Annotated in this window: 16 protein-coding genes; 2 read left to right on the top strand and 14 right to left on the bottom strand. The window is 63.2% G+C overall.

The window, feature by feature from the left end; translation table 11 throughout:
* Positions 1-142: 142 nt before the first annotated feature.
* The 13 genes from IGW04_RS22810 to IGW04_RS26275 all read right to left on the bottom strand — a co-directional run bounded on the left by IGW04_RS22810 (position 143) and on the right by IGW04_RS26275 (position 17,965).
* On the bottom strand, positions 143-733 hold the full coding sequence (locus IGW04_RS22810; RefSeq protein ID WP_194715398.1) for a hypothetical protein: 591 nt from the start codon (positions 731-733) through the stop codon (positions 143-145).
* Positions 734-738: 5 nt separating this feature from the next.
* Positions 739-5,886 carry a phospholipase effector Tle1 domain-containing protein gene (locus IGW04_RS22805; protein WP_194715397.1) on the bottom strand — a complete coding sequence of 1,716 codons (5,148 nt, stop codon included), beginning with the start codon at positions 5,884-5,886 and terminating at the stop codon, positions 739-741.
* Positions 5,887-5,923: 37 nt separating this feature from the next.
* On the bottom strand, positions 5,924-7,219 hold the full coding sequence (locus IGW04_RS22800) for an OmpA family protein (RefSeq protein ID WP_194715410.1): 1,296 nt from the start codon (positions 7,217-7,219) through the stop codon (positions 5,924-5,926).
* A gap of 89 nt (positions 7,220-7,308) precedes the next feature.
* Positions 7,309-8,241, bottom strand: coding sequence for a type II secretion system F family protein (locus IGW04_RS22795; RefSeq protein ID WP_228527335.1), 933 nt, complete (start codon positions 8,239-8,241; stop codon positions 7,309-7,311).
* A gap of 24 nt (positions 8,242-8,265) precedes the next feature.
* Positions 8,266-9,126: a type II secretion system F family protein gene (locus IGW04_RS22790; protein WP_194715396.1), complete on the bottom strand. Its 861-nt coding sequence runs from the start codon at positions 9,124-9,126 to the stop codon at positions 8,266-8,268.
* The gene (locus tag IGW04_RS22785; protein ID WP_194715395.1) at positions 9,123-10,898 is read right to left on the bottom strand and encodes an ATPase, T2SS/T4P/T4SS family; all 1,776 of its coding nucleotides are present in this window, start codon (positions 10,896-10,898) and stop codon (positions 9,123-9,125) included. The genes IGW04_RS22790 and IGW04_RS22785 overlap by 4 nt, the downstream gene beginning before the upstream one ends.
* Positions 10,899-10,910: 12 nt before the next feature.
* Entirely contained in the window at positions 10,911-13,097 is a 2,187-nt protein-coding gene (locus IGW04_RS22780; protein ID WP_228527334.1) for a pilus assembly protein N-terminal domain-containing protein, read from the bottom strand.
* A 14-nt stretch (positions 13,098-13,111) separates the two neighbouring features.
* Positions 13,112-14,149, bottom strand: coding sequence for a Flp pilus assembly protein CpaB (gene cpaB, locus IGW04_RS22775; protein ID WP_194715393.1), 1,038 nt, complete (start codon positions 14,147-14,149; stop codon positions 13,112-13,114).
* A 4-nt stretch (positions 14,150-14,153) separates the two neighbouring features.
* On the bottom strand, positions 14,154-14,285 hold the full coding sequence (locus IGW04_RS22770) for a hypothetical protein (RefSeq protein ID WP_323744894.1): 132 nt from the start codon (positions 14,283-14,285) through the stop codon (positions 14,154-14,156).
* A gap of 44 nt (positions 14,286-14,329) precedes the next feature.
* Entirely contained in the window at positions 14,330-15,037 is a 708-nt protein-coding gene (locus IGW04_RS22765) for a hypothetical protein (protein WP_194715391.1), read from the bottom strand.
* Complete coding sequence (locus IGW04_RS22760; protein ID WP_194715390.1) at positions 15,034-15,840, bottom strand: hypothetical protein; 807 nt, start codon at positions 15,838-15,840, stop codon at positions 15,034-15,036. The genes IGW04_RS22765 and IGW04_RS22760 overlap by 4 nt, the downstream gene beginning before the upstream one ends.
* Positions 15,837-17,369 (bottom strand): hypothetical protein, encoded by a 1,533-nt coding sequence (locus IGW04_RS22755; protein WP_228527333.1) that lies wholly within the window; start codon positions 17,367-17,369, stop codon positions 15,837-15,839. The genes IGW04_RS22760 and IGW04_RS22755 overlap by 4 nt, the downstream gene beginning before the upstream one ends.
* A 20-nt stretch (positions 17,370-17,389) precedes the next feature.
* Positions 17,390-17,965: a hypothetical protein gene (locus IGW04_RS26275; RefSeq protein ID WP_407672170.1), complete on the bottom strand. Its 576-nt coding sequence runs from the start codon at positions 17,963-17,965 to the stop codon at positions 17,390-17,392.
* A 104-nt stretch (positions 17,966-18,069) separates the two neighbouring features.
* On the opposite strand from IGW04_RS26275, the gene IGW04_RS22745 reads away from it, so the two are divergent.
* A complete protein-coding gene (locus IGW04_RS22745) occupies positions 18,070-20,256 on the top strand; it encodes a TonB-dependent receptor (RefSeq protein WP_228527332.1) in 2,187 nt (728 codons plus the stop codon).
* Positions 20,257-20,269: 13 nt separating this feature from the next.
* Positions 20,270-20,953, top strand: a complete 684-nt coding sequence (locus IGW04_RS22740) for a Fe2+-dependent dioxygenase (RefSeq protein WP_194715389.1) — start codon at positions 20,270-20,272, stop codon at positions 20,951-20,953.
* 104 nt (positions 20,954-21,057) lie between these two features.
* Here IGW04_RS22740 and IGW04_RS22735 read toward each other — a convergent pair whose 3' ends face one another.
* Positions 21,058-21,666, bottom strand: coding sequence for a glutathione S-transferase family protein (locus IGW04_RS22735; protein ID WP_194715388.1), 609 nt, complete (start codon positions 21,664-21,666; stop codon positions 21,058-21,060).
* Positions 21,667-21,804: the final 138 nt, after the last annotated feature.

The following is a 21,804-nucleotide window of genomic DNA, read 5'->3' as shown; positions in this document are numbered from 1 at the left end:
CTAGCCAGAGACGTTGCCGGACAAAGGTTTGACCGGCGCTGTTGCCCCAGTGAAGATGTGGCTTGCACGATTTCAATGACAGCAAGCGGCTGCTGGTTAAGGGCACTGCTAGCCCACGGTTTTAGCTATCCTCAACGGCTGTTTAGTTGATCTCATCGCCACCTCCCTTTTCCACACATGGCTTATCGCAGCTCATCTTCCACCGAAACTTGATACCGTCATCCGTCCAGATGAAGTAGATCCATAGCATCTTCTCTGGCAGGTGTTGGCCTTTCGGGATATGGGATCTTGAGTAGGTGACTTCCTGAATGACCTCTGGGGGGATGCGGCTGCTGATGAAGACGCGTTGAGTCTTGAGCGGCAGTCTGGCTTTCTCATCCGAGAGGTACTTCCCATACTCGTCGTCGCTCGCGAAACTGCTTGGCTTGGGACTTGGGTAAGCAGTTTCTTTCCAGCTGAAATCGATCCATTCGGGAAGCGCACGGGTATCACCTGACATGCCTGTGGTGCTACCGGGCGCCTGCCGCCAACTAGCTGCCTTACCGCCTGACACACTGAACGGCGTCATAGCCGACTTGCCGTTTGACAGTGTTAGCGACAGCATATAAGCCGATCGTCCATTCATCAGACTTTTAAAGGTCGTAATCATTCCTGGGCCATCGACCGTTTGCATAGAGCCACATGCGGTTAGAACAAAGCTGGCAAAACTCAAAAGCAAGGTTTTGATTTTCATTGTGCTTATTCGCAGCGTTGGGTTGGAGATGGCGATGCGTAAACGATGTTAATGCCCTGACCGACAAGCCAGTCGTTGTACTTCTGCATATCGACCAAACCGACTGCTGGTGATTCCGACGGGCCGCACCATATGCTGTAATAGCTGATTTGACTTCTCGCCCAAGCAGTATCGTTGCCGCCGACAACCGCCTTGACTTGCTTGACAGAAGTGCCATTGCCATACGAAAAATCCCGATCACCAGCAGACGAAAATGTCTGAGGGTCAATCTTGTTAGCACTTTTGTCGTGAATGATGGGACTGGAAACGATGTTCCAATTGTTATCCTTAACAACATCGTCTTTGAGGATGACACCGCGCTCCTTTGCCTGCTCAATCATCCACATCAGCGCCGCATCCGACAAATCTCCCGTGCCATAACTGCCCCCGATGTCAGCATGGCTGCCGATGAATCCCATTTCAATCCGATTGCCGCCACTCGTCGTTGCAGGTGCAGGGAGAATCGATACACCATCGAAGCTGATACCCACACCCCGGTGCTCATTCAACGCCACAGCATGCGCCACATATGGAACAGACGCATCAATGCTGAAGTCATAGCGCGCTTCATCGCCATTGAAATAACCGAGGTGTGGCACCGTGTCCCACAAGCCCATGAAGCGCAGGCTGAGACAGGCTGACTTTCCTTCCTTGCTCGTGTAACGCGACTGAGTCATCTTTTCTATTAATTGGTTCATCCAGACTCGCGCTTCGGCAGCGCCACGGCTAAAACCCACTACGTCAATATCGATCGCCTTGCCGGGGACGTATTCGTCCCTGATATAGTCGTCAAGAAACTTAAAGCCTAAATCCACACGTTCATCGAATCCCTTGCCGTTGGCCACATTACCTTTCACAGGCATGTCCTTGTCTGCGGTACCTATGCCCGTGATGTAATAACGTTGATCGTTTTTCTTCTCGTCATACGCCATCCAGAACTTCCTCACGTTCGATATCGTGTCCCCCGCCATCGGCTCCGCCGCATTGCCCGTGCCATCGAACGCAAACAGCACCAACCCTTCCGGGTCCACGTAGCGCAGGGGATTGTTCTTTACATAGACGTAGGAATTGGGCCCGTCCGGCATGCCCAGCGGGTCGGGTGTGAGGTAGCGGCCTGACTGCGGGTCGTAATAGCGGTGGCGGTTGTAGTGCAGGCCGGTGGCCGCGTCCCAGTACTGGCCCGGCAGGCGCAGGTTCAACGTGAAGGCCGGACGGCCGGGGCGTTGGGTTGTCCGGATGGTGGCGACGCCATAGGGGCTGTAGCTGGCTTGCCAGATTGCTGCACCAGCGGCGTCGGTTGCCAATGCGACTGCGCCCAGGTGGTCGGGATGCAGCCAGCTGATCTCGTCATCATTGCCCAGCCATCCCCGCAGCACGGTGGCGATATCCCGCATGGCCTGGGCCAGCGCGCCGTCGCCAGCCGGGGCTCGGCCTGTCGGGCTGTCAATGACCGCCAGTGGCTGGTCGCCCAGCCAGAGGTATTGACGCAGGATGCGGCCTTGCTGGTCGGTTTCTGCCTGCAGCTTGCCGTCTTCGTACAGAAAACTGACCATGCTGTGGTCACTATTGCTGTTGCCGTTGTTGCCGTTGTTGCCGTTGTTGCCGTTGTTGCCGTTGTTGCCATCCCCAGCAATGCTCGCAATCCGCTCGCCCCGATGGTTGTAGACATAGCGCGCCACCTCGCTGCCATCGCTGCGCTGCACTGTCATCAACCGGCCCAGCGCATCCCATCCGTAGCGTCGGTCTCCCGCATCAACGGGCCGGCCGTTGGCGTCGTAGCGGTATGGCCCCCATGCCTTGCCATCCACCACATCGCCCAGCCAGCGGTTGCTGCCGGGCTGGTAGCGCGATACCGCGGTGCCGGCTTTGACTTCGCCCTGGCTGGCAATGCCCTGCTGGCTCAGCAGTCGGTTGCCGGCGGCGTCATGGAAATAACGGCTGGCCGCGCCGGGCTGCGTGGCGACGATCAGGCGGTTGGCATGGTCATACGCGTAGCTGCTGGCAACGGCTTGCCAGCCCTTCCCTTCCGTGCGCCGGTGCAGCAGGTTGCCGCGCACGCCCCACAGCAACCTGTCGTCGTACAGCGCCTGCAGGTCCGGCGGCAGCCGCAATGCGCCGGGCAGGCTGGTTGCAGCGGCCTTGCCTTGCGGGGCGGGCGGGCTGTCGACAGGCCGGTGGACGATGCGTGCCAGCATGCCTTCCCGGCTGCGCTGGTAGCGCGCTTCAATGCCATTGCCGGTCACGTAGCGGGCAATGCCAACCAGGTCGCGCTCGATGCCGCGGGCAATGACTTGCGCCGGCAGCAGCCAGCGCAGCCAGTCCGTCTGGACGCGGCTGCGCTGCATCGCGGTGACCTGGCCCTGGCCGTTGCGCAGATAACGGATCAGGCTGCCGTCCGGCAGGCTGATGCTCTCGAGCCGGCCCGGGCTGTCATGGCTGTAGCGTGTTTGCGTGACCAGGGCAGCGCCGCCCCGGGCAGGGACATGGCGCAGCGTGGTCTTGCCTATCAGCAGGCCGCGCTCGTCATGCAGGTAGCGCTCTTCCTGGCTGGGATGCAGCAGCGCCACCAGGCGCCTGCCCTGATATTGCCAGCGGGTGGTGTCGGCTTGCGCCGCGCCAGCCGGCCAAATATCCTGGCGCAGGATGCGGCCGCTGATGTCATAGGCGTAGGCGGCGCGGTTGCCGGCGGCGTCGGTGCTGGCAATGAGCCGGTCGGCCTTGTCGTAGACATGGCGGGTCTTGCCGCTGTCGGGGCTGATGCTGGCGACACGGCGGCCAAAGTCATCGGTTAGATGCACCACCCTGCCGGCGGGCTTGTCGGTCATGCTTGCCGATGGGCTTGCCGGCTGGGCCATGCCATCTTCCGGGTAGCCCGGGCGCAGCGATGCACCGGATGGATCGATGGCTTCGATGATACGGCCGCGTTCGTCATGGCGGTATTTCCAGGTACGGTCGATGCGGTTGCTGAAGGTGCTTGCTTGCTGGAGGTGGTTTTCGGTGTTGTAGCGCCATTGCATGGCGATGCCGGCGGCTGTGGCGGTCCAGACTGGGCGGCCGGCTGCATCGAATGCTGCGAGCAGTTCGGGCTGCCAGTCCGGCTGGCCGGGAATGCCGGCACCGCCGCCTGTCTGCCGGCCCCGGGCATCGAACAGCATGCTGCGCACCAGCGGCTGTTGCCAGCCCGGCCCGGTGGCAGCCATTTCGATGATGCGGCCACTGCTGTCATGGCGCAGGGCGATGGATTCGCCGTCCTCCCGCATCATGCGTGTGACCCGGCCGGTATGCGGGTCATGTTCCAGCACGGTGCGTCCGCCGCCCGGCACGCCGACCGCCACGACCTGCGACCCGGTGGCATCCCATTCGTAACGGGTGATGTCCGAATCCGCGGGCGTTGCGGCAGGTCCGTTGGGCAAGGGATCATCGATTTCCACCAGCAGGCTGCGGCCATGGATGCTCTGGTAGCGGTAATGCGTGGTGCGCACCATCTCGCTGCCGTCCACTGGATTGAAGCCCCGTTCGGTGAGGCTGACCGGCTGCTGGTGCTGGTTGTATTCGAAACGCCACTGGCGCTCCTTGCCCGGCACGACGCTGTCGCGGGTGACAAGCACCGGGCCATACGGCTGCTGTGCAATCCGTGAAGCGGGCCATGCCTGCTCGGGCCCGGGATGGGCATACTGCTGGCGCAGCACCAGCCTGCGGCCAATTGCCCTGCCCTGCTGGTAATCCACCGCGGAGACGCCGTAGATGCGGCCCAGCGCGTCCAGCCATAGCCGGCGTCCTTCCAGCGGCTTGCCGGCGGCATCGAGCCGGGTGACTTCCTGCAGGCGGCCCTTGCTGTCATAGCTGTAACGCCGATCGGTGTCGCCGCAACTGGCGCAGCCGGGGCCGCGCACTTCCAGCAGGCGGCGGTCGCCGGCGACGATGGCGTGGCGGTACAGCGTTACCTGGCCAAGGCTGTTGGTGAGGCGGGCCAGGCCGGGCGTGCTGCGGTCTATGCTGATCTGCTCGATGCCGGTGCCCGGAAGCGGCTTGCCATGGGGGTCTTTCCGCGCCGGCTCGCCTCTAACGGACAGCACGGCCAGGCCGTTGCCGTCATAGCCCCAGGTGGCGATGCGTTCGCGCAGGGCACGACCGTCATTGCCCGTGCCTTCCACCGTGATGCCGGTCAGCAGGCTGGGAAAGCGCGGGTTCTCATAGTGGTAGATGCGGCGGATGGTGCTGACGCTGGTGGTTGTGGGCGTGTCGCCGAGTGCGAAGGGCGGGCGCGGCTTGTCGGGGTCGTAACTGGTGGGCAGATGCACGTCAGTCAGATTGGCGCGCCGTGCAGGCTCAGGTGCGGCAGAGCCGGTTTCCGGTGCACCGTAGTCATAGAGAAAACGCCCCACTGGCGTATCGACGCTCTGTATGCCAGGGTAAGTGCCCGCCTTCAATGCCTTGCGGTCCGGATAGTGGAACAGCATGCTGCGCCCTTGCGGATCACTGACCTTGCGCAGCCGGCCGGCGTTGTCGCGCTCGATGCCCAGCCACTCGCCACTGGGCGCAAAGATATGGGTCAGGCGGCCGTTGCTGTCAAACGCCAGTTCACGGCCATTGGGCCAGCGCCAGCGGTAGTGCTGCTGGCGGCCCTGCCTGACGATGCGCACCTGCCCATGGGCCGGATCGGGTGCGGTGCACAGCGTGCTGCTCCAGGCAGTGCGGGAAAAGCGCAGCCGGGTGCCGTCGGCCTGGAGGATCTGCAGGCTGTCGCCCACCGGATACAGCCGGGTGTCATAGGAAAACTGCCAGCCGCGGCCGGCGCCGGACAGCGGCATGCCGGGCGCCGCATGATAGCTGTTGTAGTGCCGAACCAGTTCCAGGCCCAACAGGCCGGGCAGCGGCGCCATGTCGACTTCCCTTTGGTACTTGTTCCCGGTGATCAGATTGATCGGGTTGCCGGCTTCCTGGCTGACACCGCTGCCCTTGCTCATGCCGGCCGGCTGGCCGGCTTCGCAGGAGGGTCCCGCCTGCTGCAGGGCACAGGCAGGCGGCTCGTCCGCAGCCTGCGCCGGGAGGGTGGCAAGCGCATGCACTACCCAGAGCAGGCAGATGCATGCATGGCGGTATGAGGCCTTCATCGCGGCTCCTTGTGCATGGGCTTGCCGCAGGCGCAACTCATGGCTGGCTGGCGCTGCGCTTGATGTCCACCATCACGCGGCGGTTTGGCGCAAGGCAGGCGATTTTCTGTTCGGTGGTGCCGCCGCAACTCTCCAAAGGCACCACCGGGTTGGCCGCACCCTTGCCCACGACCGTGATGGGCACATCCGGAAAACCGCGACGTTTCATATAGTCGCGCACTGCCTCGGCACGGGCCTGGGACAACTTCAGGTTCACCGCTTCGCTGCCAAGCTGGTCGGTATAGCCGGTGACAGTGGCGGATTGAATCGTCTGGCCGTCCTTCTGGGCTGCCTTGACTTCATCGATCAGGGTGTCGAGCTGTGTCAGGCCATTGGTTTTCAGCACTGCGCTATCGAAGTCGAACAGGGTGTCGGCAGAAAGGGAATACGGCGCGCTATTGGCCGGGTCGACGGGGCACACCGGACAGGCCTTGCCGCCGCATTCATTCGTGGTGTCCTGGGTGTCGGCATTGTTGCCGCCCGTTCCATCCGATGTGTTGGTCGGGGCGTTGGCATTGCCGGAATTGTCCTGGCTGGCGTTGCCATTGCCGCCATTGCCTGTATCTGCGCTGCCCGTCGGGCCGGACCCACCAGGCGGCGTGGGCGGGTCGGCGGGTGGCTTCGGGTTGGCTTGCGGCCCGCCAGCGGATATCCAGACCGGGTCGGCCCATTCGATGGCCGGGCTGTTCATGTGCAGCGTGATATCGGTGGTGATGGGCACACGGCCCGCGGCGATCAGGCGTGCAGCGAAATCATCCTTATTGTCGCTGGCTTCCTGCGCGGCTTCGAGCGCCTCGGTGAAGATCCGGCCCACCAGCAGTACGCCCGGCTTGTAGCCATGGGTAATACGGATCTTGATCAGGTTGGCATCGAAAATGTTCTGGCCGGACTGCTTGCCAATGATGGCGGGATTACGCAGGGCCAGGCTGGAATTCGGTATCACCCGGGCTTCGGTTTTCAGCACTTCCTTTAACGCCGGGTCGTTGAAGTCATCGAAGCTCGCCCTGCTGGGGTTGATCAGTTCGATGCGGTAGTTGCCCTGCATGTCGGCGGCAGCCCGTACCACCGCCTGGGCAACCTCTGCCGCATTGCTGCCGCCACCGTACAGCGGCGCCAGATGGCGCAGGTAGGCTGTGCTGATGGAATCGGCCGTGGCGTTTTGCATGCTGCCGGAGCGGGTAGCCATGAAGGCGGCATGGTTGACCTGGTTCCTGGCCACGAACAGCAGGGTGTATTGCAACAAGGCCAGGCCGATCAGCAGCAGCACCGGCGCCACGACAACGAATTCGGTCATGCTGGCGCCATATGCTGGCCTTGCGCGGCGCGGGGAACGATGCCGGCCTGCTTCTTCAGCCCTGCTCGGGGCGCTTGAGCCGGCCGTGTTCATAGTCCGGAATGCACGAACTTCATCGCGATCGGAAAGAACAGCACGACGAAGGTGCAGGGAAAGATGAAGGCCAGCAGCGGAAACAGCAGTTTGACTGGCGCTTCCATGGCCAGCTTTTCGGCGCGCAGGAAACGTTCGGTGCGGCGCTGGTCGGCTTGCGCCCGCAGGATGGGGCCGAGATTCATGCCCATGCTTTCGGCCTGGATCACCGCGGTGGTAAACGCCGTGACACTGCCTTCGTTCAGCCGGGATGCCAGGCTGCGCAGCGAGGCGGCGCGTGACTTGCCGGCGCGGATGTCGCGCAGCAGGCGCTGGAATTCATCGCGCAACACACCCTTGGGGCCCTTGGCCACCGCCTGCGTCAATGCGCCCTGCATGTTCAGACCGGCTTCGACGCACAGGGTGATGATGTCCAGATAGAACGGCAGCGTCTTGAGCAGCTCGCGCCGGCGCTGGCTGATGCGGTCATTGAGCCAGATGCCGGGATAGGCCCAGCCCAGCAGCGCACCGGTAGCGATCACCAGAAGATAGCGGCTTGCCGGCATGCCGGAAGCGCCGGCTGCCGGATGGTCGAAGGACGCCATCATCCAGTAGAAGATCGATGCGGCAAGCAAGGCGCCGATCAGGCGGCTGGCAAGGAACTGCGCCGGATTGATGGCAAAGTCCACCCCGGCCTGGCCCAGGCGCACCAGCAGCAGCGCATGGCGGCGGGCTGCCAGCCGCGGCCCGATGAAATGGGCCATCCAGCTGATCGGCGCCCACAGCAGGCGAAAGCCCAGCGGCGGCGTGTCCTTGTAGGAGCGATCCTCAGGCGGCACCTCGGCCAGCGCCCGGCTCACCAGCCAGGTCAGGAGCGCGAATGCAAGGCCCGCCGCCAGGGAGATCGCGGCCAGGGCGAGACTGGCATGGCTTCCGGTCAGCATGTCCATGATGGCGTGCCCCTCATACCTACCTCATACATCGATGGCGACAATGCGGCGGATCACATACACGCCCAGCGACTCCAGCAGCGCGATGCCAGCCAGCGTGGCCCAGCCCAGCCGGGTATGCCAGAGATAGCTCATCGCCTCGGGTTCCATATGATTGAGAATCAGCATCAGCAACAGCGGCAGCAGGGAGACCACCCAGGCTTGCAGCTTGCCCTGCGCCGTCAGTGCGCCGATCTTTCCTTCCATCTGCAGGCGGCTGCGGATGGTATGGGCGGTGCGCTCCAGGGTTTCGGCCAGGCCGCCGCCGGTCTCGCTGGCGATCCGCATTGCCGACACCACCAGCACGGTGGTCTGGGTCGGCACGCGGCGGGCCAGGTTGTTCAGGCTTTGCTCCAGGGTCACGCCCAACCGCTGCTCGCGCAGCATCAATGTGAATTCCTGCGCCAGCGGCGCATGGGCTTCGGCCACCAGCTGCTGCATGGCCGCGTTCAGGCCAACGCCGGCGCGCAGGCCGCCGGAAAGCATCATCAGCGCATCCGGCAGTTGCTGTTCGAAGCGCTGCATGCGGCGTCGGCGCAGCGCGGCATAGACCAGTCGGGGCAGCATGGCCAGCGCGAAGAACACCGGTATGGCCAGCAGCAGGTTGCCGGTAAAAATCCATGTCAGGGCCGCGCCCAGAAGCATCACGGCAAGGTTGAGAATGAACAGCTGCCTGGGGTCGACAAACAGGAAGAATTCCTGCGCCTGGAAGCGGGTGCGCTCGGTGAAGCTGGCACGGTAGCGCGCCATTGCGCCCGAGCTGGCCTGCATCAGGAACCAGGCCAGCAAGGTGGCAGCAACAGCAATGGCCAGCAATGCAGCCAGCCTGATGTCGCCGCCGCTCATGGCCGAGACCCGACCTGGTCATGGGCATCCGGCGGATCGGCGGGCTGGAAGATCGCCATGTCCAGCTGTGCGCCCGAGGCCTGCAATTCCTCGTAGAAGCTTGGCACCATGTCACAGCCGGTGAAGTAGCCGCTGACCCTGTTCCCAGGCCCCCGGTAACCCAGGTTGACGAAGCGGAACAGTTCCTGCATCTGTATCTTGCCGCTCTCCATGCCGCTGATCTCGGTGATGCTGGTGACCTTGCGGCTGCCGCAGGCGAAGCGGGTCTGCTGCACCACGATGTGGACGGCGCTGGCGATCTGCTCGCGAATGGCAGTCAGCGGCAGGTCCATGCCGGCCATCAGCACCATGGTTTCCAGCCGCGCCAGGCCGTCTCGCGGCGTGTTGGCATGCAGCGTGGTCAGCGAACCTTCATGGCCCGTGTTCATGGCCTGCAGCATGTCGAGCGCTTCAGCGCCCCGGCATTCACCGACCACGATACGGTCCGGCCGCATGCGCAGGGTGTTCTTTACCAGGTCGCGGATCAGCACCGCGCCCTTGCCTTCCACATTGGCCGGGCGCGACTCCAGGCTGATCAGGTGGGCATGGCTGAGCTTGAGTTCGGCTGCATCCTCGACAGTCACCACCCGCTCGCCGCCCGGAATGAAGTTGGAAAGGATATTGAGCAGCGTGGTCTTGCCGGAACCGGTGCCGCCGGACACGACCATGTTCTTGCGCGCCACCACGCAGGTTTCCAGAAAGCTGGCCATCTGCGGACTGATGGCATTGAAGCGGACCAGGTCGTCGGCGCCGAGCTTGTGCCTGGCAAATTTCCGTATCGTCAGGCAAGGCCCCTTCAGTGCCAACGGCGGGATGATGGCATTGACCCGGGAGCCGTCCTTGAGCCTGGCATCCACCATGGGCGAGGACTCGTCGATGCGACGGCCCAGCGGTGCGACGATGCGCTCGATCACGCCCATCACCGCGCGGTCGCCGGTGAAGGTCATCGGGTGGCGCTGCAGCTGGCCGCTGCGCTCGACATAAATCTCGTCATAGCGATTGACCATGATTTCCGACACGCTGTCATCGGCCAGCAATTCTTCCAGCGGCCCCAGCGCGATGGCTTCGTTGATCACCTGTGTCGTCAGCAGAGCGCGGTCCAGCTCCGCTGGAATCTGGGCGTCAGCCTCCCGCATGATCTGGCGCACCAGAAGCTCGGTCTCGTGACGCAGCTGCTGGTCCGACATGCCATGCACATCCTGGCGCCGCAGGTCCATGGTTTCCAGCAAACGGGTATGGATGATCTTGCGCCATTCGAATTCATGTTGCTGCGCCAGGTGCTCGCCTGCCGGTCTTGGCAGCGCCTCGGGCACGGCGGGCGTGCCGGGCACATGCTGCACCTCTCGCTGCTGTGCCTTGGGGACGCTTGCCACTGCGGTTGCCTGCGGCGCACGCACAGGCTGCGCCGGCCGCAATGAAGGCGGCGCGGGCGGCTCGCTCTTGTCGATGACCAGGAGGCGCAACTGGAACGGGCCGATGGCGATCATGTCTGCGCTGGTTAATGGCCCGTACTGACCGCTGATGCGGCTGCCATTGACTGCCACGCCGCCGAAGCCGCCCAGGTCTTCCACCAGTACGCCGCCTGGCGTGGCAAACAGGCGTGCATGCTCGCGTCCGACACGCCAGCTGTCCAGCCTGATTTCATTCTGCGCGCCCTTGCCAATCACGCATTCATCAGGCACTTGCAGCACGCGCCTGCTGCCATCCGCATCCAGCAGTTCAAGGTCCAGCATGGCATTCTCCCGTTATCGATTCACCTGACCTGCTTCGTCCGGCACCAGCCACTGGCTGGCCACCCAGCCGCGCTGCCCACCTACCTTCACCGCCGTCCAGTAAGCGCGCTGTGGCTGCGGCAGGATCTCGACCACCGTGCCGGCGCGCAGCTGGCGCAACATCGGCGCATTGATGTCGGGCGTGACCCGCAGCGCCAGCCGGTCCGCAATCACCCGCATCCGGCCCGGGCTGGTGTCGCCTGCCTGAGCTGCGGGGCTGGCCGCATTGATAGGCGCGATCGGCACGCCAATGGCATCGGCATCCTTGCTCTGGCTGTCACGCGGCACGGGCTGCGGCGTTGCCTGCCCTACTGGCTGTAGCGCATCAGCGGCAATCCAGCCACTGACTTCACCCACCAGCACATGCCGCCAGCGACTGCTATCGACTTCGGGCTGCTGCGCGCCCATGCGTACCGCAGCGCCGCGGCCCAGGGTCATGATTGCGGCCGACGCGGCGTGCGGCCGCAGGCGCAGCAGCGCACTGGGACTGGTTACCATCAGCAGGCTGCCGCCGGGCGGATCGAACTGCAGATGGGAACGTGTTGGCGTTTCGTCGGCTGGTGCAACCGGGGTGAAGTTGCCAGCGTCGCGTCCGGGTTGCAGCGGCTGGCTCAGATAGGGCGCCGGGCCCATGGTCGCCTGCAGTCTTTCTTCTGTGCGACGCACGCGGTCAGCCAGTTCGGGTGTCCTGCTATCAACAACGGTAGGCGTCACGAACACTACCAGCTCGGTCTCCTTGTTCTGGAAGCGCTTGGAGCGGAACAGCGCGCCCAGGATGGGCAGGTCGCCCAGGAACGGCACCTTGTCGATATCGGTGCTGGTTTCGCGCGACAGCAGGCCGGACAGAACAATGGTCTCGCCGCTGTTCACATTGAATTCGGTACTGGTCTTGCGGGTGCGCAGCCCGGGGCCGGCGGGCGTGGAAATGGCGGCGTCGATCGAACTGACTTCGCTGTCGATCATTGCCCGCACCACGCCGTGGCTGTCCACCCGTGGCTGAATGTCGAGCTTGACGCCATAGGGCTTGAACAGGACCGTCGGTCCGTTGATGGTGGATACCGTGTAGGGATATTCGCCACCAGCCAGAAAACTGGCCTTGGCTCCATTGCGTGCAGATAGCTGAGGCTCGGCCAGGATGCTGGCGCGGCCGTTCTGCGCCAGCAGATTCAGTTGCGCATTCAGGCCAATGTTGACGCCCGACAGGATGTTGAGCCCGTTCGGCAGCGGCACGCCGCCGCCTGCCGGCACGCCTTCGATACCTTGCGGCACCGAAATTGGCGCGGCGTTGCCCTGACCTGCGGTCTGGATATTGATTTGGTAGGGTCCGTCGGTGCCGCGGCGTAGTGGCGACCAGATTCCCGCAATCGCGCCGCCGCCGGCGGGCGTCCATTTGATGCCATGTTCGCGCAATTCACTAACGGGAAACTCGGCAATCTTCACATCCAGCAGCACCATTTTTTCCCAGCCCAGGCGATTGGTGAAGTTGACGATCTGCGGATACCGCTTGCCCAGCTCATCGATTTTCAACAGGTCGAAGTCGGACAAGCCATCGCCTTCGACAATGACCTTGTCGCCGATCACCGATGCGCGGGCGCTCGGTATCGTCGCCAGGAAGGCGGCGACTTCCCGCGCATATCGGCTGGTGTCGCCGGGAATGATATTGACCTTGAGGCGCTGATAACGGCCGTCCTCGTTCCAGACAAAGAGCGAGGAGGTGCCGACGGCATTGGCGAACAGGATGGTTTCCCGGCCATCGAGCGCTGCGGCGGTCAGGATCTGGCCATTGCCGACCGCAATGCGACCCACGCCAGGTGTGGGGAACACCCGCGACTCGCCGACGAACATCTCGATCTCGGGAATGTCGACCGGCTCATCGGCCTTGCGGATCGGCGCATAAGGCTGGTTGACCAGCACTGGCGCTGTCTTCCTGCGCGGGCGTAGCTGTTCTGCGTAGCCATGAGCCGCCACTGGTGCAGGTGGCGATGTGCCCGCAGCCTTGCCTGCGGCAGAAGCCGGTGCTGGTGCCGGCGCGGCAACGATGGTGCTGGTGGAACTGGCGCCCGCAAGCGCGGGTTCCGCTGCACCTGAGTAAGCGCTCATCAGCACAAGAATAAAGATGAGCGGCACCGTGGCATGGCGGCGGACTGTCGGAAAGGACATGAGGAGATTCCCAATCATTGAAGCTGGCGCAGGTCGGCAGCGCGGCTTGCGCCTGGGACGGTGGGAGCCGATGCGCCCGGCACATCGGCTGCATCGGCCGCATTGGTTGAAGGCAAAGGCGCAGCGCCTGCAGCCGACGGCGTCAGCACCGGAACGGTTGCGGCCGGCTGCGTCTTCGCGGCTGCCACGTTCGAGCCGACCGCCGTCGTACCGCCGGAAGCCGCCTTGTAGCCGCCCAGCCATAGCGCTTCGGGTGGAAACTTGCTCACCCGGCCGCCGTATAGCACCGGAATCTCCGGATCTTGATTCAGGCCCTGCCCGAGCAATGCATTCATGTCGAGCACATCGCCAGGCGCGGCCTGCCTGTCGCCCGGATTACGCAGCAGCGCGGTGATCTTGCCGCCGTCGCGGGCGGCAATCAGGGTAGTGGCCTGCGATGGCGTGACATTGAGCGTGACCGTTGCATACTGCTTGCGCTCGCCAGTGACCGGGTCGTCGACCAGCCGCTGGCCAGTGGCGATCACCTGCACTCCTTGCAGCAGCGGCATGGTGAGCTTGTTGCCCTTGCGATCCAGGCTTGCAATCAGGTCGATCACATCGCCAGGCTCCAGCAGGCCCGAGATGGAGTTGATTTCATCGACGGCAACCGTCATTGCCCGCCAGCCCATGCCGACGCGGGCGGAGAATGTGGCTGGCTTGCTCGCTTCAAGCATGCTCGACAGCAGCATTTCACCACCCTTGATGTTGTAGGCAAGCTTGCGTCCCACGGCGCTGCCGAAGCTGTCATTGGTCAGCGCATTGGAATGGGCATAGTCCCGGGGGATGGGACGCAGCGCGACATTGCCCGGCCCGATTTCCTGCCCCTTGGGGAGATCCGTCCTGGCCACCACCACTTCCACCATCGCGGTCCGGCTACGGGCTTCGATCGCATCGATGCGGGCGGAGAGGAAACGGTTGGCCGCCAGCGCTGCAATGACGCCAATGACCAGCGCAAAACCCAGCACCAGCGTGGTTTTTCCCGGACGCGGAAAAGAGGGAAGCGCAAGTTTCATGTGGTCATTCGCTCAAAGAGATGGCGTAGGTGAATTTCTGGTAGGCGATGCGCAGCGCATCGACGAGTTGCCACAGCACGCTGTCCGTGTTGGCCATGCCTATGCCGAGCGTCAGCGCAATCGCTGCGCAAACCACGGCGTATTCCACCCCGGACTGACCGCCGCAACGTCGCGCCTGCCTCATCGCGCACCATCGATGGTGAGGATCGTATTGAGCACAACTGCGCTGGAGCCGTCGGCATGGGCCAGGATGACGGCGGTGGATTCCCGCGCTGCGCCACGAAAATAGAGTGTCTGGGACGGCGGTGCGATGGTCCGCACCTCGCGCTCCAAGGCATAACCGTCCTGCTGCATCAGGTTGCTGATGGCATTGCGGGTCAGGCTTGACGAATGCGGACTGTCCAGCACCAGGTACTGATAGTGGCGCCCTGCATCATGTCCACGGGTCAGGCTCTGCAATCGCATGCCGGACGGCAGGCGTGACAGCCAGCGTGCCTGCAGGCTGCGTTCCTCTTCGCGGCCTGCCACCATGGCCGGCAGGTCAGTCTGGGCAATCAGGCCGCGCGAACCGCTGCCGGCCGGCGCGATCTGCACCGTCAGGAACTCGGTGCCTTGCGCCCGGCCCAATACCATACCGGTGCCGACATGGTTTTCAACCAGCGGCATGCCCAGGCTGGCCCGAAACCAGGCAATGACTTCAACTGCCGACTGCTTGCTGAGAAATCCCTGCACTTGCATCGGCATGCCGTTGGCTGAGATGGTGCCGCCCAGTGAGAATCCTTGAGCACCGGGAGGCAGACGCACTTCACGCGATTGCGTCGTGTCGGCTGCGTAGGCGAGCGGCCATGCCAATGCAGCAAGCAGCAGGAAGCGTCGTGAGAGGCTCATGGCGTTTTTTTCCCCTGAAGTCGGTCCTGTGGCACCACATCACGCCAGGCTGTCAGATCGCCGAAACGTGGCGCCTCGACCTTATTAAGGTCGACATATTTGATGGCCGGGGAGATCACACTTTCCGGTATCACCGCATTGATCGGCGCCATGCGGCCAAAGCGCTGCTCTGCCTGCATTGGCGAAGCGGCTGTCCAGGCATCCGGCAGCACGCTCGCATGCCGCTCGATGGTCAGGTCGAGCTTGTCGAAGGGCTCGATGCTGCGCACGCCTTCGGGCAGATTGGCAAGCCTGACCGCGACATTGGCGCGGTAAATACCGTTAGTGGAAAGACCCGCAAGGCTGGCCCACGGGAAAAGCAAGGTATCGCTGGCCCTGGTATAGCCATCGGCATGTTTTTCGCCATGCGATGCGCCAAAGGACAATGCAATGTCATCGGGATTGCGTATCAGCGGCTTGCCGAACGGGTCGTTCCAATAGTCCTTGAGTGCGGCTTTCTGTTCCGGGCCGCTTCTGATGCCAGCCTGCGCCGGGCCAAAATAGCGTTGCCGCAATTCGTTGCGCAGTTGTGACGGGGATTTGTGGCTGTTGTTGCCGTCGTTGCGCAGCACGGCATCGAATGCAGCGTAACGGCTGGCCATCTGGCTTGCATGGCTGATGTCCTGGTATTTGCCGATAACGGGCAACAACAGGAACAGCGGAATCAGCACCAGGCTGATGACCAGGAACTCCGTCAGCGCCTGGCCGTGCATTGCCGCCCCGGCCCCTGCCCTTGCGCCCTGCCCGTGCGCCAAGCTGCTCATTTTTGCGCCCCTGCTGCGGGTGCCAGCAGTGATGGGTCCAGCAGGCGCACATGCCAGTAGGGATTGAACAGACTGGGCAATTCGGAAGGCTTGCCGCGTGCACTGCCCCATGTGTTGTTCGCACTGCCAGGCGGCCGTTCGAACCACACCTCCACTGCCGCGCTGGCCGTCATTTCACCATTCGACAGCTTGGACTGATAGGCAGTCACATTCGGCCGCGCGCCTGCAGGATCGGGCGCCTGCCTGATCGCCGATCGTCCTTCAGGGGTGGCAAGCTGGTCGCGCTGGCGCGTGAGCTTGACCTGCAGCTTGAGCCGGGGCTCGGGCGCGCCAGGCTTCAGGTAATCGGCATTGAGGTCCTGGAAGGCTGGCAGGCCGGTGTACTCGGCCCACTGATCGGAAGAGGCCAGGCTGTGGGCATAGGGATTGGTGCGTGGCGAGCCGCCCAGCGCTGCGTCGGAATCGTCCTGGTCGGCATCATCCGGATGGGCCTGCTGCTCGCCCCAGGCGATGGGATGTTCGCGGCTGCGGCAACGCTTGAAAATGCGGCCGGTATTGCGAAACTCCCAATAGGACTCGGTATCTTCGGCCTTCCATTCATCGTAATTGACCAGTTCGGTGCCGCCGCGCCGCTTGACCGAGTTCTTTCGCCAATTCAGTACGCACACCCATTGCCGGGGGTCTGGTGCGCTGGCTTCGGCAGTCCAGTTGCGTTGCCTGACGAAGCCATCGCTATAGGCAGCGATCTTGGTCACTTCCGCGAAGCGCGCGCGCTCGGCGCCTTCATAACGGCGCGTAAAGCCCGGCCAGCTGTCGGTCAGCAGCTGCGCGGTGGCCGTGACGCTGCCGTCGCCGCGATAGTTGGCGTCCGCAATCTCCTGCATCACCGTGGCGCGTGACAACTGGAAGGCAGTCAGGGTTGCGTTGCCGCTGCCATTGGCCGTGCCGGAACCATGCAACGCTTTCTGCGCCAGCTGGATCAGCTTCTTGTTGGCCTCCACGCCGACGACGATTTTCTGCATCAGCATCGGCAGCTGTTCGGCGGCCTGGGCAACGAACTCGCCTGCATACTGCACGGATAGGTAGCAGGTAGCGGCGAACAAGACATCGTATTTGAACGCCACACCATATGCTTCACCAACGCCGTTTGGATCCATGCATTCAGGAAACTGCCACGGCAGGTTTTCCGCATGCGTCTTCACGTACTGCGACCAGGAAGACAGGCTGACCATTTGCGCAATCAGTACTTCATTGGCAACCAGGGCGCGGTTGCCATAGGCGTCGAAATTCAATGCCCTGGCCTGCATCACGCCCGCGCCATAGGCAACGGCGTCAGCGGTGGTGACCAGGCGGTTTTTTTCGGTAACAACCTGCCCGGTGTTGAACAGGAAATAGGTGCCGGCCAGTCCGGCGATCAGGAAAAAAATGCCCAGGACCAGCGCCTGTCCACGCTGGCGGTGCAGTGTGCAAACCGAGGAATGCAATGGCTTTCGCACCGCTGCTGTCGGGAGACGGCGAGGCAGGCGCATGGGAAGTATCCGGCAAGCGCCTACTTCGCCTTGTCCGCGCCGTCTGCATAGTTCGACAAGCCTTTTGCCTTTTGCTGGTCGTCCGTTTTGGCCGCCGCGGTGCCTGCCGCCGTGGCGGCGGCTGCACCTGACTTGCCACCCACCTCGTTGGCGATCGCCGACATCTGGCTGCGTATGGTCTGTCCGAAGAACTGGTAGACGGCAATGGCCGCCACCGCGATCAGCGCAACGATGATGATGTATTCGGTCATGCCCTGACCGCGTGATTGAACTGCACGAAGATGACGCATGCGAGCACTCCCTGAAAAGACGACGTTGAAGAGGGTTGCGGTCAGACGGGCTTGCAGGGCAAGGCGTGGATGGCTGCCTTGTGGAGAGGGAGTATAAAAACGGCAGATGTCGCCAGAAGCTAGAAACATTGGCAGTTGACAGACCTGCCCTGCTTGCCTTTCGCCACGCCAGCGCAGGGTTGGCCAGCCTGCGGGCCGCTGCTGTGGCGGCCGCGCCGCGGTGGGTAGGGAAGATTGCATAAAGGGTTGCCAATGCAAATGAGAATAGTTATCATTTCTGGCGATGCTCAGTGCCAGCTCGAGCATCGTCCATCCAGCCAGCAATGCCCTCCCGCGGATAGCCAGCCACAACACCAGTCAGCGCCTCTCGTCGCGTATGCCGCAACGAGCTATCCCAGGAGAAGAACAGCATGCAACGTCCCGCTCTGCGGCCCCTCGCCGTCGATATCAGCCACCCCGAATTGAGCGCCGCCGGCGCCCGCCGTCCTGCCCTGCTGCCGCTGGGCGCGATGGTGGCCGCCGTTGCCCTTTCGGGCGTGGCGCATGCGCAGGAAACCGCGCAGGCGGAAGCGGCTGCGCTGCCGGCAATCAACGTCAAGACCCAGCGCGAGGAAAACCTGGGCTACCAGGGCGTGAAAACCACCGTGGGCAAGACGCCGCAGCTGCTGCGCGACGTACCGCAGGCGGTCACGGTGGTGACCGAGCAGCTGATCCAGGACCGCGGCGCCGACACGCTGAAGGAAGCGCTGCGCAATGTCGCCGGCCTGACCTTCAATGCGGGCGAAGGCGGCCGCATCGGCGACAACATCACGCTGCGCGGCTATTCGCTGGTCGGCGACCTGTATCTCGATGGCATGCGCGACATCGCGCAGTACAACCGCGAGATCTTCAACATCGAGCAGGTGGATGTGCTGCGCGGCTCGGCATCGATGCTGTTTGGCCGCGGCTCGACCGGCGGCGTGGTGAACCAGGTCAGCAAGAAGCCCTTCCTGTCCAACATAAACGAAGCCGCCCTGACCGTGGGCAGCGATTCCTACAAGCGCGGCACCGCCGACCTGAACCGGGTGGTGGGCGAGAATGCCGCGGTGCGCCTGAACGTGATGAAGACCGACACCGACAGCTTCCGCGACGGCGTGCACAGCGAGCGCTGGGGCGTGGCGCCGTCCTTCAGCTGGGGCATCGGCACCAGGGACGAGTTCAATCTGTCCTACTACAAGCTCAAGGGCAACAACACGCCCGACTTCGGCGTGCCCTACTTCAATGGCAAGCCGCTGAACGTGCCGGTCAACACCTTCTACGGCCTGCCTGGTTCCGATTACCAGCGCGAAGACACCGACATGGCAACCGCCAGCTGGACCCATCGCTTCGACAACGACACCTCGGTGCGCACCGTGCTGCGCAAGGCCGACTACGACCGCGACCTGTGGGCCGTGGCGCCGCGCCTGGCGGCCAACACCAGCTTCATTGCCCCGAGCACCTTCATCAACCGCCAGGCACAGCGCCGCGGCGGCGTCGAGCACACGCTGACCAGCCAGACCGACTTCACCACCAAGCTGGAAGCGGCAGGCATGAAGCATGAAATCCTGCTGGGTGCGGAGCTGGTGAAGGAAGAAGCCAACCGCTGGAATTACGCCACCACGCCGGCCAATCCGTCGACCACGGTGGGCAACATCAATGCCTATCCGGTGCTGCCGCCCGGCTACGGCAACAAGACCCGCATCAATCCGGTCAGCTACGACGCCCATACCGTAGGCATTTATGGCCAGGACATGATCAGCCTGAACAAGCAGTGGAAGGTGCTGGTGGGCGCCCGCCACGACCGCTTCTCCGCCGACTATGAGCGCACCGCCCCGGCCGGTCCGCTGTCGCGCACCGATGCCGAGTGGAGCTATCGCACCGGCCTGATCTTCCAGCCGACCGACACGGCGTCGTACTACGCTTCCTACGGCACCTCGTTCAATCCGTCCGGCGAACTGTATGCGCTGGACGACCGCGGCGCCAATACGCCGCCGGAAAAGAACCGCAACATCGAGCTCGGCGCCAAGTGGGACCTGCTGGACGGCAACGTGATGTTCCGCACCGCACTGTTCCGCTCCGAAAAGACCAATGAGCGCAATACCGACCTGGCCGTGAGCATCGAGCAGAACCTGCTGAGCGGCAAGCGCCATACCGACGGCATCGAGTTCGAGCTGGCCGGCCGGATCACGCCGAACTGGGAAATCTTCGGCGGCCTGGCGCTGATGAACGCCAAGATCGACGCCGCTACCGGCACCCAGCAAAATACGCTGGGCAAGCGTCCGATCAATACGCCGCAGCACACCGCCAATATCTGGAGCACCTACCGGGTCAGCGAGCGCTTCAAGCTCGGCGGCGGCGTGGAAGCGGTGGGCAAGCGTTATGGCAACACCACCAATACCAACGAGGCGCCGTCCTATGTGCGCTGGGATGCAATGGCCGAGTACCAGATGGATAAATGGGCCTTGAAGCTGAACGTCTTCAACCTGTTCAACCGCAAGTACTATGAGGGCGTGTATGCCGGCCATATCGTGCCGGGCACCACCCGCATCGCCCAGCTGACGCTGTCCACCAAGTTCTGACCAGGAGTCCTCCATGTTGCTGCGCGTACCCGAAGTCCTTTCGCCCGACGCGCTGGCCCGGTGCCGCGCCATCATGGAGGAAGCTGACTGGGCGGATGGCAAGATCACCGCCGGCACCCAGTCGGAGCAGGTCAAGAACAACCGGCAATTGCCGGAAGATTCGGAAGCCGCGCGCGCGGCGCGTGCCATCGTGCTCGATGCGCTGGGCAGGAGCGCGCTGTTCATTACCGGCGCGCTGCCCAAGAAAACCTATCCGCCGCTGTTCAACCGCTACGACGGCGCGTCCAATGCCTTCGGCAACCACATCGACAATTCGGTCCGCACCTCGCCCATCACCGGCGCCTGGGTCCGTACCGACCTGTCGGCCACGCTGTTCCTGTCCGAACCGGAGGAATACGATGGCGGCGAACTGGTGGTCGAGGACACCTTCGGCAGCCAGTCGGTGAAGCTGGCCGCCGGCGACCTGATCCTGTACCCGGCGTCCAGCGTGCACCGGGTCGAGCCGGTCACCCGCGGCTGCCGCCTGGCTTCCTTCTTCTGGATAGAAAGCATGGTGCGCGACGACGCCCAGCGCCGCCTGCTGTTCGACCTCGACATGTCCATCCTCACCCTGCGCGGCACCGGGGGCGATACGCCGCCGGTGGTCAAGCTGACAGGCTGCTATCACAACCTGTTGCGGATGTGGGCCGACACCTGAAGCCCATGGCTGGCAGTGAGCATGAAAGCAAAACGGCGCAACCAGCGCCGTTTTTAATTTAAACACCTATGCAGGCACACGCCGCACAAGCCATTAATGAAGCATTAATGCGGAACGCTATCCTTAAAGGAAGGCCGCTCGGACACCTTGTCGAACAGGCGCGCCAGATTCGGGTAATCGTCGCGCCAGGTGATTTCCGGGAAACGGAATGACAGCCATCCCAGCGCGCAGCCTATGGCCACGTCGGCCAGGGTGAACTGGTTGCCCATGCAGTAAGGCGTCTCGGCCAGGTCCTGCGACATGGTTTTCAGGCCGGCATGCACCTTGCCCATCTGGCGGTCCATCCAGATCTGGCTCTGCTGCTCGACCGGGCGCAGGGTTTTTTCCAGACGCACCAGGATCGCGGCATCGAGCACGCCATCGGCCAGCGCTTCCCAGCACTTGACGACCGCCCGCTCGCGGCTCTGCGCGGGAATCAGCTTGCCGACTGGCGTCAAGGTGTCCAGGTATTCGACGATGACGCGGGAATCGAACATCGCGGCGCCGTCTTCCATGATCAGGCATGGCACCTTGCCCAGCGGATTGGATTGCGGAACGGTGGTTTCGGGGCCCCAGACGTTATCCAGTACCAGCTCGTAATCGAGCTTTTTTTCGGCCATGACGACGCGCACTTTACGCACATAAGGGCTGGCGAGGGAACCGAGTAGTTTCATAGAGAGTTTTTAGAGCATCTAACAAAATGGAATTTTCGTTGTCATAGCAACTCGTCGATAATTATCGTGGCGAGGCAATATGGCACGCGAACTGGTTGATGATGAATTGTGGCAAACAGTCCGACCCCTACTGCCAGT

Origin of the sequence: Noviherbaspirillum soli, assembly GCF_015352955.1 — a bacterium.
GTDB classification, from domain to species: Bacteria; Pseudomonadota; Gammaproteobacteria; order Burkholderiales; family Burkholderiaceae_D; genus Noviherbaspirillum_A; species Noviherbaspirillum_A soli.
The sequence above is the reverse complement of the archived record's forward strand: the minus strand, read 5'-3'. Positions and strand labels throughout refer to the sequence as shown.